Origin of the sequence: Elizabethkingia sp. YR214 (assembly GCF_003058195.1) — a bacterium.
Taxonomy (GTDB): domain Bacteria; phylum Bacteroidota; class Bacteroidia; order Flavobacteriales; family Weeksellaceae; genus Elizabethkingia.
The window spans coordinates 380,123-394,597 of the sequence record NZ_QBUH01000004.1; the positions used below are offsets into that span (position 1 = coordinate 380,123).

11 protein-coding genes are annotated in these 14,475 nt (G+C 36.4%); 5 read left to right on the top strand and 6 right to left on the bottom strand.

The genetic code is table 11. The features are described 5' to 3' along the window. Window positions 1–134: 134 nt before the first annotated feature. Entirely contained in the window at window positions 135–2,303 is a 2,169-nt protein-coding gene (locus C8J95_RS10310) for a M60 family metallopeptidase (protein WP_107808253.1), read from the bottom strand. Between the two features lie 233 nt (window positions 2,304–2,536). Between C8J95_RS10310 and C8J95_RS10315 the strand changes: the two genes are divergently transcribed. Further along, window positions 2,537–3,511 (top strand): DMT family transporter, encoded by a 975-nt coding sequence (locus C8J95_RS10315; protein ID WP_107808254.1) that lies wholly within the window; start codon window positions 2,537–2,539, stop codon window positions 3,509–3,511. 110 nt (window positions 3,512–3,621) lie between these two features. Here the strand turns inward: C8J95_RS10315 and C8J95_RS10320 are convergent, their stop codons facing one another. Then, a complete protein-coding gene (locus tag C8J95_RS10320) occupies window positions 3,622–4,962 on the bottom strand; it encodes an ammonium transporter (RefSeq protein WP_107808255.1) in 1,341 nt (446 codons plus the stop codon). A 319-nt stretch (window positions 4,963–5,281) separates the two neighbouring features. Between C8J95_RS10320 and C8J95_RS10325 the strand changes: the two genes are divergently transcribed. Both C8J95_RS10325 and C8J95_RS10330 read left to right on the top strand, forming a co-directional pair. Beyond that, the gene (locus C8J95_RS10325) at window positions 5,282–6,523 is read left to right on the top strand and encodes an MFS transporter (RefSeq protein ID WP_107808256.1); all 1,242 of its coding nucleotides are present in this window, start codon (window positions 5,282–5,284) and stop codon (window positions 6,521–6,523) included. A gap of 172 nt (window positions 6,524–6,695) precedes the next feature. After that, window positions 6,696–7,694, top strand: a complete 999-nt coding sequence (locus C8J95_RS10330; RefSeq protein ID WP_107808257.1) for an alpha/beta fold hydrolase — start codon at window positions 6,696–6,698, stop codon at window positions 7,692–7,694. A gap of 14 nt (window positions 7,695–7,708) precedes the next feature. On the opposite strand, the gene C8J95_RS10335 is transcribed toward C8J95_RS10330, so the two are convergent. Next, window positions 7,709–8,854: a multidrug effflux MFS transporter gene (locus tag C8J95_RS10335; RefSeq protein ID WP_107808258.1), complete on the bottom strand. Its 1,146-nt coding sequence runs from the start codon at window positions 8,852–8,854 to the stop codon at window positions 7,709–7,711. A gap of 77 nt (window positions 8,855–8,931) precedes the next feature. On the opposite strand from C8J95_RS10335, the gene C8J95_RS10340 reads away from it, so the two are divergent. Further along, window positions 8,932–9,711 carry a helix-turn-helix domain-containing protein gene (locus C8J95_RS10340; RefSeq protein WP_107808259.1) on the top strand — a complete coding sequence of 260 codons (780 nt, stop codon included), beginning with the start codon at window positions 8,932–8,934 and terminating at the stop codon, window positions 9,709–9,711. A gap of 83 nt (window positions 9,712–9,794) precedes the next feature. Here C8J95_RS10340 and C8J95_RS10345 read toward each other — a convergent pair whose 3' ends face one another. After that, complete coding sequence (locus C8J95_RS10345; RefSeq protein ID WP_107808260.1) at window positions 9,795–10,196, bottom strand: NUDIX domain-containing protein; 402 nt, start codon at window positions 10,194–10,196, stop codon at window positions 9,795–9,797. A 101-nt stretch (window positions 10,197–10,297) separates the two neighbouring features. Continuing rightward, window positions 10,298–10,654 (bottom strand): 50S ribosomal protein L19, encoded by a 357-nt coding sequence (gene rplS / locus C8J95_RS10350; RefSeq protein ID WP_009086043.1) that lies wholly within the window; start codon window positions 10,652–10,654, stop codon window positions 10,298–10,300. 412 nt (window positions 10,655–11,066) lie between these two features. Here rplS and C8J95_RS10355 point away from each other — a divergent pair, with 412 nt between their 5' ends. Continuing rightward, on the top strand, window positions 11,067–13,055 hold the full coding sequence (locus tag C8J95_RS10355; RefSeq protein ID WP_255412774.1) for a glycoside hydrolase family 65 protein: 1,989 nt from the start codon (window positions 11,067–11,069) through the stop codon (window positions 13,053–13,055). 63 nt (window positions 13,056–13,118) lie between these two features. Here C8J95_RS10355 and C8J95_RS10360 read toward each other — a convergent pair whose 3' ends face one another. Further along, window positions 13,119–13,667: a helix-turn-helix domain-containing protein gene (locus tag C8J95_RS10360; RefSeq protein WP_107808262.1), complete on the bottom strand. Its 549-nt coding sequence runs from the start codon at window positions 13,665–13,667 to the stop codon at window positions 13,119–13,121. Between the last annotated feature and the right edge of the window lie 808 nt (window positions 13,668–14,475).

Sequence of the window (14,475 nt, forward strand, 5' to 3'; positions counted from 1 at the left end):
GAGGTGGGTTTTTTATTTGTATTAAACACTGCTGGATAGGTACAATAGGTCTGTAAGATTTAGTCTCACGCTTTTCAAAAATAAAAACCGCCTAAAATTAGGCGGTTTCATTGTTGAAATAATAAAATTATTAATTATTGTGCTGGTCTTACGCATCTTATAGAGGCATTGTGTACCGAGTTTCTGTTTGTTTTAGTCCAGGCATCACTTCCGTTAGTTAGCACCTGATGATACCATGTTCCTTCAGGCATATGGAAGCTTGCTTTGGTACCCGGGGTATCGTTCGCTTCATATTCCATAGTTCCGGAATTGAGTACTCCTGCTGGTAAGGCGTTAAAGCCTACCTGATTAGATTTTATATTGTCAATTTTGCCACGTCCCATTGCCCATAGTCCATCGGCTTTGTTGTCCCGATCTTCACCGCATTTCATTACACTTCCGAGCAAGGCAGAACTTACCTGGTATTCAGAGGTTATGGCACTGAAAAGACTAGTCCAGTTAGCGTCGCTTGCAGCATTCCATCCTGCAGGACACCATGTTTGGGCTTGTGTAGCTTTATTGGTTGGGTAAAATCTACCATAGATAGCCCCTGTAGGATCATTCGGATTAGCAATTCCTATAGTATTTCTTGTGTTTTCGTTTACACCGTCATATCCATCCCAGTTAAGGTTTTCCATAAACCATTCGCTGTTTCCGTATTTTTTATAAGCATAAGATTTTCCGTCTCGTGGATCGGTAAAAGTTCCCGTTTTTGTGCTGTAATCGCAGTACTGATTCTTGGAAGCTAATTGGTTTGCCGGCATAAGATCCGGTTGAGGAGAGGATGTGCTTATTCCTTTCAGCGGAAGAGGTAAGGTAAGATCCGGACATGGTTTACTGAAAGGAGTTACAAGATAAAGATTATCATTGCAAGGTGGAGTTTGGTAGTTTCCACTATTGATCATACTGTCTAATTTCTGCTGGTAATATGAATCTAAAACCAATCCCCATTTCGAATATAAATTACGTAGGTCATAACCGGATATCTGAACTATTTTCTGTAAGAAATAGAACTTTCTGGCTTCGTTATCGCCTCCGCTTTCTTTTTCTTCTCTTGTAATCCTGTGGAGTGTTTTAATAAGATCGTCTCCGAAAAGAACCCGTAATTGTTCTAAAAAGAATAGTCGGCTTTCATTTACATTTTGGTATACAGTTCCAATATCTGCACTCCAATAGTCTCTGGTGGTACGTTTAAACCAGTCGTTATGGAATTTGTCTACCCAGATATTTTCCGTCCATTTTTGCCAGTTGTTTCCCTGGAAATGGCGCACAGATGCGAAAGTATAAAAGTTAACTGTGGTTTCTGTGTATTCAGAAGGTTTGTAGGCTCCCTGTTGGTTTTGGTGACCAATTTCATGAGAAATTCCCCAGCCATTATTGATGAGGTTGGTCTCCATAAGTAGTCGGTCCATAGCGGCTTCGTCATTGCCATTGAATCCGGTGCCCCAGTCTGTTGCGTACATATATCCGGTGCCTACCTGTGTCATTAGGTATTTTACCCCATTGCTCATTGGTTGGTGAAGAGGATTTGGATCATTGGCGTTCAGTCCGCTAATCTGGATTTCAGCATCGAGTATTCCGTCGAAAGCTGTAAGCCAGTTAGGTATAGAAACAGGATAACCTTTGTAAGCGTCTGGCATCAGATATTTATCTACTTTATCCTTATTTACAACAACTATAATATCTTTGGATTTAAACATGACATCCTGAATAGTTGACTGGGCAACCTGATTTTTGAAGTCAGTAATGTTTGTTGCTCCCAGTTCGTAATAAGGGTGATTAATATAACCGCTGGTCGGATCTAATGTTATCCTGACCTTTCCTGTAGTATTTCCTTTTTCAGATACATAACGAAAATAAATAATACCACCTTTATGTTGTGTAGGGGGGATTATATTTTCCCCAACTTTCAGGGGAATTTCAACAACATTGCTTCCGTCTTTTACTCTGGTTCCAATTACAACACTGGGCATGGCACCGTCTGAAGCAGGTAGAGTGTTTTCCAATGTTAGTTTCAGAGATTTGTCGGCAGGAAGGTAATAGCCTGTAGTGGTGTGGTCGAATTTTAACTGGACCTGCCTTAATCTTGTCCTTTCGTAATTAGAACTTCCAATTTGCAGTAACTCGAAGACGTTGGGTGGGTTGTTGTTCTGAAGCGTGGCTTCCGGATTTAGTTCATTGCTCATAAAATGGTCGGCAGACCTGCAGCTGTAACAGAATGCTAAGAGCCATAGCATTGCTACTGCAGTAGAAATGTTTCTCATATTAGTTTAATTTGGTGGTTATTAGTTGTTTATGCTAATATAAATGTTTTTTATTTAACAACAATGGATTTTTTTTATGAAAATGATTTTTTTATTTAAGTATCATTTTGTTTTTTGTATAATATCGCGTTAAATACGATTAATAATATAAATTGATAGAAAAATGATAATATGCATATTGATATTTCTTTGATACTAAATGCGTAAATTTGCGCCCGCGTAACGAAAAAATTATGGAGAAGAAAAATATACTGAAGGGTGTTTTATTTGTCGGAGTAGGAGCTAGTATCTACGGAATGCTTGCAACCTTTGTTAAACTGGCATACAATGACGGTTATACAACTGCAGAAGTGACTACTTCACAGTTTATGTGGGGAATTATCGGGCTTTTGCTTCTTAATGTTATTCAGACTGTAGCATCAAATAAAGAGCTTCCTGCACCTAAAAAAGGAGATATAAGAAAACTAATGCTTGCCGGGACTTCTCTGGGTGGGACAAGTCTTTTCTATTATCTGTCAGTGCAATATATTAATGTTTCTATTGCAATTGTATTATTAATGCAATCGGTATGGTTTAGTGTAGTGGTAGAAAGTTTTATAAACAAGAAACTGCCTACAGCCCGTAAAGTATTGGCGACTATTATTGTACTTGTAGGAACCGTTTTGGCAACCAATCTTATTAATATGGATGTAAAGCTGGATGTCAGAGGTGTTTTTTGGGGACTTATGGCGGCAGGATCTTACACGCTTACTATGTTTACCTCTAATACAATCGCAACATATCTGCCTGCATTTCGTAAGAGTTTTATACAGCTGTTAGGAGGAGCAGTTATTGTTTTTATTTTCCTGTTCTTCTCTCAGATAGGACCATTGCACTTTGATGCTTTAAAAGGAATTTATACTCACTTTAGTAGTAATATGGAAGGGATTCGTCCGTTTGATTATTCTATACTATGGACTTATGGGTTGTTTTTAGCTGTTTTCGGAACAATTTTGCCTCCTATTTTATTTAATATAGGTTTTCCGAATTCAGGATTAGGATTGGGAAGTATCGTATCTTCTCTGGAGCTTCCAGTTTCTGTTACTATGGCTTTTGTTCTGTTAGGTGAAGAGGTATTGCTTATTCAATGGGCAGGTATTGCACTTATACTTTTTGCAATTGTTCTGATGAATTTGCCTTCCCGTAAAAAAGAACAGGTATTGGCATAGTTCAACGGTTAAATAATATAAATATAGAAGACACCTAGGCTTTACGCTTAGGTGTCTTTATTTTAATAGTGTTTTTGGGATTGCTAAAGAGAGATTTTTTCTGATTTAAATTAGCAAAGTTGTTCGTCGTGCTGTGAGAGATCCAGTCCAATTTTTTCTGATTCCTCTGATACTCTTAGTGGTATTATTGCATTCGATATTTTGTATAGCAGCAGAGAACCAAAGAAAGAGAATAGGGATACAAGAATCAGGGCTGTCATATGATGTAAGAAAACGCTGATTCCACCGTGTAAAAGGCTTGCATTGTCACCATGTGCGAAAATAGCCGTTAGTATCATTCCCATGATTCCGCCAATACCGTGGCAGGCAAATACATCGAGTGTGTCATCAATTCGTTTTAGTTTGCTCCAGTTCACCATAGTATTAGATATTATTGCTGTTATAAAGCCTATAAATAAGCTTTCACGGATGCTTACAAAACCTGCAGCAGGTGTTATGGCTACAAGTCCTACAACGGCTCCAATACAAGCTCCTAATACAGAAACTTTTCTTCCGTTTATACGATCAAAGAATATCCAGGTCATCATTGCAGATGCAGAAGCAATCGTTGTAGTACCAAAAGCTAAAGCTGCTGTTGCATTAGCGGCCAATGCGGATCCGGCATTGAAGCCAAACCAGCCAAACCATAACATACCGGTTCCGAGTAATACAAAAGCAGTATTGGAAGGCTCATGATGTGGTCTTTTTCTTTTTCCTAAAACCATGGCACCAGCAAGGGCCGCAAAGCCTGCACTCATGTGGACAACAGTACCTCCGGCAAAGTCTTTTACACCAAAGTATTTGTTCAGGAGTCCATCCGGATACCATATCATATGACATAATGGTGTATAGATGAATAGGCTGAAAAGGACGATGAAGAGTAAATATGAAATGAAACGAACTCTTTCTGCAAATGATCCGGTAATCAATGCAGGAGTGATAACTGCAAATTTCATCTGAAATAATGCGAATAGCAGGAACGGGATTGTAGAAGCCAGATTTTTATGTGGTAAAGTACTTACGCCGTCAAAGAAAAAATACTCGAAAGGATTTCCTATGATGCCATATTTTACACCATTGATTTCGAAACCAATGGAGCTTCCAAAGGATAGTGAAAATCCTACTATAATCCAGATAAGTGATACCACTCCAAGAGAAATAAAGCTTTGGAGCATGGTAGAAAGTATGTTCTTTCTGCCTACCATACCGCCGTAAAAGAAGGAAAGCCCAGGTGTCATTAATAGCACTAATCCCGAGGCCGTTAGTATCCAAGCGGTATCTGCGCTATTAATATTACTTTCTGGTAAAAAGTTTTGCATATTAATTTGATCTGTATTGCTTCCGACTAATGCACCTAGTGAAATAATACAGATAATAACAAAAGAAATGACCCAGCGTTTCTCAATTTTCATATTTAATAGGTATTTGGTGTGTCAAATATAGGGGTAAAAATTAAAATATTATATTTATTTTCAATTTAACCCTTGTTTTTTTATGGTTATATTCATATTTGTTATGTTTTTAAATTATTTATTGTTCCGTTTTATAGGGGTGTTGTGATTGTTTTGTGTGTTTAGGATATATAGTTCTGAAAACTAGTTTGCGAAACATTATTTATTGAATATATGTGTAATTAGACCTGATTTTGTGTATTTGTATTTTATTTCAGGATTTTTTTGTTATAACTATTTCACAAATCAATAGTTTTTATATTTTTATCAAAATTTAATCATGCAGCAACTTCCGCTATCTTCCAAGCTGAAATATATCTTTTCTATTCCGGTTATTATATCAGCATTAGGCTATTTTGTCGATATCTATGATTTATTACTTTTTGGTATTGTAAGGATCCCTAGTTTAAAAGATCTGGGCTTAAATCCGGATGTGGATGGAACTTTTATCCTGAATTGCCAGATGGTAGGCTTACTGATTGGTGGTGTTTTCTGGGGTGTTTTTGGAGATAAAAAAGGAAGGCTCTCCGTTTTGTTCGGTTCTATACTAGTATATTCGCTGGCTAATATTGCCTGTGGATTTCTCCCATATTTTCCTAAGACAAATCTGGTATATACTTATGCATTACTGCGTTTTGTTGCGGGTGTAGGTCTGGCAGGGGAATTAGGAGCCGGAATTACATTAGTGTCGGAAAGTTTGCCTAAAGAGTTGCGCGCAATAGGGACGTCTGTAGTCGCAGGATTTGGACTGATGGGTGCTGTGGTTGCCCAGTTGACAGTTGAACTGTCCGGAGGGTGGAATATATCTTATATTATTGGTGGTGGTTTAGGAATTCTACTTTTATTTTTAAGAATTAGTGTTTCTGAATCGGGGATTTATAAAAATATTAAACATCAGTCTGTTTCCAAAGGGAATTTTCTCTCCTTTTTTACCAATAAAGACAGGCTGATAAGGTATCTGAAATGTATTGCTGTTGGACTACCAACCTGGTATTGTATTGGTATTTTAGCTGTATTAGCCAATCAATTCGCACCAGAGTTAGGAATTAAAGAAATCAATCCCGGAAAAGCAATTATGTGGGGCTATGTAGGTATTTCAGTCGGAGATCTTATGAGTGGATTTATTTCGCAAATGCTAAAGTCCCGTAAGAAAGCTATTTTTTATATGTTGCTTTTCACTATTGTAGGTGTGGGAATAATGTTATTTGGAAATACCAATACAGAGACAAAGTATTATGCGTTCTGTGTATGGCTAGGGCTTGGTACGGGTTATTGGGCGATGTTTGTTACGCTGGCAGCAGAACAGTTTGGTACCAATATCCGAAATACAGCAACAACTACGGTACCTAATATGGTAAGAGGTTTGGTTCCGGTGATGATTCTGGCTTTCGATCTTTTCAAAAAAGATTTCTCTGTTATTATAAGTGCAGCAATTGTAGGTGCTGTTGTGTTTGGATTGGCATTTTATTCAACGCTTACTATCTCCGAAACACACAATAAGGACTTGGATTTTACTGAATAGTTAATCTTAAAGCTGATGAATTCAAAATTAAATAGCTTATCAAACGTATTGTAAACTTAGTATAAGCAATATCACTTTGATCCTGTTTTTAAGAGTATTAATAATCATAATATTGAGTAAAATATAAACGAGCTCTTTTATTTCTTTTCCATTTTTTCATAATTTTATACTTATGAAAAAGATTAAAACTGTTTTTATGGCTTTAGGTATAGCATTGTGTACATCTGTTGCTGCACAGGAACTGAAGCCTTTGGATGCCTATCTCACGACGGTCAACTATCCGTATCCTGAGAATTATATAAAATTCGAATCTCAGGGGCAGAATCTGGAGATGGTATATATGGATGTAAAGCCAGTAACGGCTAATGGTAAAACAATTGTGCTGTTGCATGGCAAGAACTTTAATGCTGCATATTGGAAGAAAACAGCAGAGGTTCTCCTGAAAGAAGGTTTCAGAGTGATTATGCCAGATCAGATAGGTTTTGGGAAATCCAGCAAGCCTCACGATTATCAGTTTTCCTTTTCTCAGCTGGCTTATAATACCAAGCTTATTTTAGATAAGCTAAAAATAGATAAAGCGATTATCCTTGGTCATTCTATGGGGGGAATGGTAGCGACAAGGTTTACTTTGCAATACCCGGAACGTGTAGAAAAATTGGTGTTAGAAAATCCTATAGGACTGGAAGATTATAAGACATTTGCAGGTTATGAAACTATTGATGAAGCCTACAAAGAGGAACTGAAAAATACAGTGGAGACTTACAGGAATTATCAGCTGAAGTTCTATTATGACAATAAATGGAAAGAAGAATACCAGCCATGGCTGAATATGCTTGCGGGTTGGACGCTTCATAAGGATTATCCTAAGGTGGCATGGGATGCCGCTTTAACCACGGATATGATCTATAACCAGCCGGTATGTTATGAGTTTCAGAATATCATAAGGCCTACATTGCTCATTATTGGTACCAGAGACAGAACAGCAATAGGAAAAGCCCGTGCGTCAAAAGAATTGCAGGATAAAATGGGCTTATATAATGAACTGGGTAAAAAGACACAGGAAAAAATTCCGGGTTCAAAATTGGTAGAACTGGATAATGTAGGACATCTTCCGCATATTGAAGTTTTTGATCAGTTTGTCGGAGCTTTATTACCTTTTATAAAAGAATAAATACAACAGCCACTTTATAAAGTGGCTGTATTTTTTCTCAGTAACAAAATGGTGACCAGGGCTATGCCTGAAAAAGCAATAAGTGAAAGGCCTAGGTTTTGTATCAGGCCTGTCGCTACTAGTCCCAGACCTATTAAAATATAATAAATAAGTCCAAAAACAGCACCTGCCGATCCGGTTTCATTTTTATATCTGAATAGTGCTGTGCTTAATATATTTGGAATAGCTATTCCGTAAGCCATAACAATAAAACAGAATGGGATTAGGAACCAGATCTTTTCTTCTATAACTCCTATTATAGTGGCAGCAATAAAAGCGACGAAAGTGCCGGTTCTTATAAGTATTTCGGATCCGAATCCTTTTTTTATGAGTCTTTTGTTTGCTAAAGCTCCAATAAGTGCTCCTGTAGCCAGAATAAAGCCGCTATAACCAAAATCAGTAGTACTAAAACCTTCTTTCTTAAAAATAAAAGGAGCAAGCGAGTAGTAGGAGAATAACATAACATTAAAGCTCATCACTAACATACTGTCTCTCCATATATAACGGTCATTCAGCATCTTTTTCAGTAACAGAAGAGTTGATTTAATATTTATATGTTTGTTTGGGGTAACAGTCTCTGCAAGGTTTTGTTGTGAGAGAAGGATAAGTATAATTGCCAGGATAAATAATAGCCCGAAAATGCCCATGTATCCGAAGCTGGAAGAAATTGCAGAACCTGTAAGCATTCCGACAACCGGACTGATAGAAAGTCCTATTCCTACAAAAGAGAAAGCTTTTCCGATTTGCTCTTTATCATAAAGGTCGCGTAATATAGTCTGGGTAACGACAGAGCCAACAGCAATACCAAATGCTGAAATAATTCTTGCCAAAAGCAATATTTCAAAGCTTTTAGAGATGAGAGCCAGGATGGTACCTGTGCTGTAGCTGAATAATCCGTATATCATCGATTTTTTGCGACCAATACGGTCGCATTGTATCCCCCAGAAGATGACTCCGGCTGCAAAGGCTATAAAATAAAAACTGATGGTAAATGTTGCCGTTTCTTCGTTTACACTAAATTCCCTTGCTATTAAGGGGAGTGCCGGGCTGTAAATGGTTTCTACAAATTGGGGAAACATGACGAGCAATATCAGTATCCAGAGAGCATTTGTTTTTTTCATTATTTTTTTGACAAATTTCCTTCAATATTTTACTATATTTATAATGATATAAAAACTAAAAATATCAAAATAAGGACATGGCTTTTTTACACCAGAATGATGAATTTAATGCAGATGACAGGCATGAAAACGTAACAGGTATTGCCTCGGACATGGTAATGCATGATTCAGGATTTCATAGTCATCGGGAAAAAGTACAGCTTTTGTATGCTCCATCGGGATGTATGACGGTTATTACACTTGAAAAGCAGCTTATTCTACCACCATCCAAATTGTTGTGGATACCAGCGGGAGAAGAACACAGGGTTACATTTAGAAACGTGGTGGCCTATCGTTCAGTATATTTCTCCGAGAAATATGTAAAGGAGAATGGTTTCTCGGGAGGTATACAGGTACGAAATGTAAATCCGCTATTACGAGAAATTATTGAGAGAATTTGCTTCTGGTCTTGGGAGATGAAGGAAAGGGATAAGACAAATATCCTGTCTGTATTTTGGGAGGAGCTTAAAACGGCTCAAAAAGAAGCTTTAGATTTCTCTGTGCCTAAAGATTCGAGATTACAGAAGAAAGTGGAAGAATGGGCATTAAGAATTTCTCAGCCACCGTTTCTGAAAGTTTTATCTACTGAAGTAGGAGCAAGCGAAAAGACAATTAGCAGAATTTTTATAAAAGAAACCGGCATGTCTTATCAGGAATGGAGACTGCAATGGTGTTTACACAGATCGATAGAGTTGCTTTCAGAGGGCAAAACTGTAGGAGAAACAGCTTTTGAACTTAGCTTTTCATCCGATAGTGCATTTATCGACTTTTTTAAAAAGCAAACAGGCGCCACGCCTTTACAATATATGATGCAGTAATGTGATTTTAGACACAAGACGCGAGATACATGACACAAGATATTAATCTTTGTCGTGATTGGTTATTTAAAGGGAATAGGTTATTAAATGAGTTGTTGCTTTTCAAGCTCAGCAAAGGCTATTAAAACACCGGCTACTTGTATATTTTCTCTTTTGTACTCTTCCAGACTGAAATACTTAACGGCTTCTATTTCAGCGCCAGGCTGTATCATTTTATCCAAATGAACCAGAAAACAATCCTGCTCCATTTGTAAATGATCTTCACCGTATGCAGGAGCCGAAATATGAGTGAAAAAGTTTAGTTCTTCTACTTTTAAATGTAGATTCAGTTCTTCTTGTAGTTCCCGAATAAGGGCTTCTTTTGAGTTTTCACCGACATCTATTTTTCCGCCCGGAAGATACCAGGCTTGTTTATTTTTACTAAATGCGAGAAGTAGTTTTTTATCTTTTAATGTGATTAGTCCTGCAGTTGGAAGCTGTTTCATATTCAATTTGTGTGAATGGTTATAGCTGTTGGTTTTAGGTGATGCTGCCAAAGAAAAAACCTTCCCAAATTGAGAAGGTTTTATATTGTAGTAAGCAAAGATTATCTAGCGCCGTGAGCTCTATCTTTAATTCTTGCTTTCTTACCTCTAAGGTCACGGAAGTAGTAGATTCTAGCTCTTCTAACTTTACCTTTTCTGTTAACTTCAATTTTCTGAAGTGCAGGCATGTTAATAGGGAATACTCTTTCAACACCTACATCACCGCTCATTTTACGGATAGTAAAAGTTTTAGTAGCACCTGTTCCTCTTAACTGAATAACAACACCTTTAAAGAACTGAGTTCTGGTTTTGTTACCTTCCTTAATTTCGTAATACACAGTAATGGTATCACCAGCTTTGAATTCAGGGAATTCTTTTTTTGTAATGTACTTGTCTTGTACGTACTTAATTAAATCCATTGTTAATTAAAAATAAATAATTACATCAAACAACATTCACGTCTATCGTCAGAGGTTGATTAACAGGTTGCAAATTTAGAACAATTTTTCAAATCTGCAAAATAAATTATAAATGATTTACAACTACGGCGTTAAAATATATGATTTTAAAACACTGTTAAATAGTAACTTATATTTCTTTTTGTAAATGCATAATGATCCAATGCTATTACAGGAAGAAAAAAATATGCTTTTGTTTATATAATTCTGTGATGGATTTTAATTTCAAATCCATCAATTTGAGCCATTTCATTATCAAAAGGCATGAGAGGTTTGTATATATTTGTTATTATAGAACAATGATAATATGCATAATTTTTATACTATATATATAAGGATACAGATTTTACTGTTTTTTTGCTTTTGCTGTTTTTTGCATGGCCAGGATTCATGGGTTATTGAGGCTAATAATATAGATCAGAAGCATTACACCGGGATTAGTGTTTCCAACGGAATGATCGGGGTTGTTTCTTCTCCGGAACCTCTGAAAGTGAGTCAGGTAATTCTTGCAGGAGTCTATGACCAGTATGGACGTGGCAGAACCAGTAATTTTCTTTCCGGTTTCAATTTACTGGATCTTAATCTTACAATTAATAGAGAGCTTATAAACCTGAATAATATATCCAATTACAGACAGAAACTGGATATGAAAAAGGCTTCTTTTGCGGGTAGTTTTGACTATAAGGATATTGCAACAGTAGAGTATAGTTATATAGCAATAAGGAATCTTCCTAATAATGTGATGCTTAATGTAAGCATTAAAGCGAAAAAGAAGATTACTTTTGATGCTGAAAGCGAATTAAAACTGCCTCCGGGATTTAAAGAAAATCAGCAGTTTTATAGTGAAATTGCACCGCCACATGCCAAAATTCCGCTTCTGACCTCTCTTGCTAAAAGTCCTACCGGAAGGATTACAATGGCAGCAACTAATACGTTTGTATTCCCTGAGAAACAGGACGAGCAGCCTAAACTTACCTATTATAAAAAGGATAATGAACAACATGCAATGAAGTTTTCTCGGGAGTTGCAGGCTTCCCAGGTTTATACTTTCTCGCTTGTGGGAACACTTATATCTTCTGCTCAGGTTCAGGATCCTCTTAATTATGCCGAACGCCTTAGTATATATTCTAATTTGCAGGATGTTACAAAAATAAAAGCAAAGCATGAAGCAGAGTGGGAAAAACTTTGGGAAGGAGATATTGAGATAGAGGGAGATCCGCAGGTACAGCAGGATGTACATAATATGTTATATCATTTGTACTCTTTTTCGCGTGAAGGAAGTGATACATCGCTATCGCCTGTAGGACTTAGTGGTGTCGGATACAATGGTCATATCTTTTGGGATACCGAGCTATTTATGTTCAAAACTTTATTGTTTTTTAAGCCTGAAATAGCTAAAAGCCTTATCGATTATCGGTTCAACAGACTGAAAGCTGCCGAAGATAATGCCAGAATATATGGTTACAAAGGAGCAATGTATCCTTGGGAAAGTGCTGTTTCGGGGGAGGAAGAAACGCCTGTATGGGCGCTAACAGGTACATATGAACATCATATTACCGGAGATATAGCTTTTGCAGCATGGCATTATTACCTGTATACTAAGGATATACAATGGTTGAAAGAAAAAGGATGGCCTATGCTGGAAAAAACAGCAAAATTTTGGGAGAGCCGCGTGGAGAAAAAGAATGGTAAGTATCATATTCTGAATGTGGTAGCGGCTGATGAATGGGCGGAAAATGTAGATAATAATGCCTATACCAATGCAATTGCAAAACTCAACTTTGAATACGCAAATGAAGCAGCGAGAATATTGAAATTGCCTGTGAATAAGAACTGGGAGAATATTGCTAATAACCTGATGTTTTCGAAGTTAGAAAACGGGGTTACAAGAGAACATGATAGTTATACCGGACAAAAAATAAAACAGGCAGATGTTAATCTGCTGGCTTATCCTTTGGGGATTATCAATTCTAAAGAGCAGATACTAAAAGACCTATTATACTATCAAGATAAGGTTCCGCATGAAAAAACGCCTGCTATGACGAAGTCTGTTTTTGCCTTATTACATAGCAAATTAGGTAACGGAAAAGAAGCATATAAATGGTTTAAAGAATCTTATAAACCAAATCTTCTGCCTCCATTCAGGGTATTGGCAGAAACAGCAGAAGGTGATAATCCTTATTTTATAACCGGTGCAGGTGGAACTTTACAGGCAGTAATTATGGGATTTGCAGGAGTCGATTTTGGATCGGCAGGAACAATTGTACAGACTAAAAATGCACTGCCACCACATTGGAAAAAGATTACAGTAAAAGGAATCGGAATGCAAAAACAAACTTATTCCAATACTTCTGTAAGGTAAGAAAAAATCCTTTCGAAAAATCGAAAGACTATATTTGGATTTATTAATTTTTCAGACAGAATTTTAGGGCGTAAAAACTTCAAATTTTCCGTCCTCAAAAAAGAAAACAATTCGTTTTATAGCTCTTTCCTGATTTTCAGCACTTTGCATCGGAGCGAATATTTCCTCAATAGCTAATCGCTGAGAATCGACCGGAATGCTTTCCTCTGTACCTTTTATCGGTATATCCGATTCTCCGGAAGATGGGGTTTCTTGCACTTCCGATTCTTCAGTTATTGGTTGGGAAAAATCGGGTGCTAAAGTGAATAAATCGAGTGGGGAAGAAGTTTCTTCCTCCTCCCCCCGAATGTTAATTTCCTCGACAGAATTATCAGTTTCTTCAGTTTCCGGAACAGCTTGTTTCGTCATATCTCCCTGTCCATCGATTAACCAGTCCCATTGTATCTCCGGAAATCTGTTTTTAATCTTTACAATAAAATCCAGAGAAGCTTTATTTCTTCCGGAAGTTATATGCGAAATGCTGGAACGAGGTACATCGATAGTGTCGGCAAATTCTGAAGGAGAATAGTCGTAATGGTCGATGATTTTTTTAATTCTGTCTGAAATTTCCATAATTACAAATGTAAAACAAATTTTAGAATTGTAAAATACAAACGTAAACAAATTTAAAATATTAAAATTCATATTTGTAAACAGTAATTAAATATCTGATTTACAATATTTTATACAATTGAATTTACAATAATCAACAATTTTAATCGCTAAACAACGAATTTTAACTCAAATTTTGGACGAAATAAAAATTCAGGATATTTTTATTTTTGCAGGACTATACTTCTACAAAATTTAAGATCTTAACTTTAACTTTAGTAAATAAGTGTAAATATACTGTAATTTAACTAGTTACGTATATGTAATAATGTGAATTTGAGATGTTAATTTTGAATAATAAACCGTTTTACAATAGAAAATTGTTGAATTTTCCAAGTATTATCAATCTGATAAGCAATATTATTGAGCTCTATACTGCTAATTACTATTTCCTATTTCCTGTTTCATACTATAGACTTTCTCCGGATAAAACAGATTGATAAGCCCCTGTATTATGCTAATATACTTTCGAAAAGCAAAACAAGGGATATGTCTGGTGCCTAATACTCTGTATGATTGCTATAACAAACAGAATCAGCTTAACCGATACAGCCTCATAATTGGAATATGTAATAAGAATTCAAGGCTTTAAACGGGCTTATTTTGGAAGCTTATTCAAAGCTGTATGTTCCTGTATCAATTTATGTTGTTAAATACCTGTTAAACATAGCATACCTGTATCTCTCACAGTGCAATAGATAATCTGATATACGCTAATTGTCTACAGTATTACAGAATAATTGCAGATATTAGTATAAACGTTTAAATA

Coding starts and splice junctions, on each gene's coding strand:
- C8J95_RS10310 (WP_107808253.1), bottom strand. CDS start 2,303: ATGAGAAACATTTCTACTGCAGTAGCAATGCTATGGCTCTTAGCATTC.
- C8J95_RS10315 (WP_107808254.1), top strand. CDS start 2,537: ATGGAGAAGAAAAATATACTGAAGGGTGTTTTATTTGTCGGAGTAGGA.
- C8J95_RS10320 (WP_107808255.1), bottom strand. CDS start 4,962: ATGAAAATTGAGAAACGCTGGGTCATTTCTTTTGTTATTATCTGTATT.
- C8J95_RS10325 (WP_107808256.1), top strand. CDS start 5,282: ATGCAGCAACTTCCGCTATCTTCCAAGCTGAAATATATCTTTTCTATT.
- C8J95_RS10330 (WP_107808257.1), top strand. CDS start 6,696: ATGAAAAAGATTAAAACTGTTTTTATGGCTTTAGGTATAGCATTGTGT.
- C8J95_RS10335 (WP_107808258.1), bottom strand. CDS start 8,854: ATGAAAAAAACAAATGCTCTCTGGATACTGATATTGCTCGTCATGTTT.
- C8J95_RS10340 (WP_107808259.1), top strand. CDS start 8,932: ATGGCTTTTTTACACCAGAATGATGAATTTAATGCAGATGACAGGCAT.
- C8J95_RS10345 (WP_107808260.1), bottom strand. CDS start 10,196: ATGAAACAGCTTCCAACTGCAGGACTAATCACATTAAAAGATAAAAAA.
- rplS (WP_009086043.1), bottom strand. CDS start 10,654: ATGGATTTAATTAAGTACGTACAAGACAAGTACATTACAAAAAAAGAA.
- C8J95_RS10360 (WP_107808262.1), bottom strand. CDS start 13,667: ATGGAAATTTCAGACAGAATTAAAAAAATCATCGACCATTACGACTAT.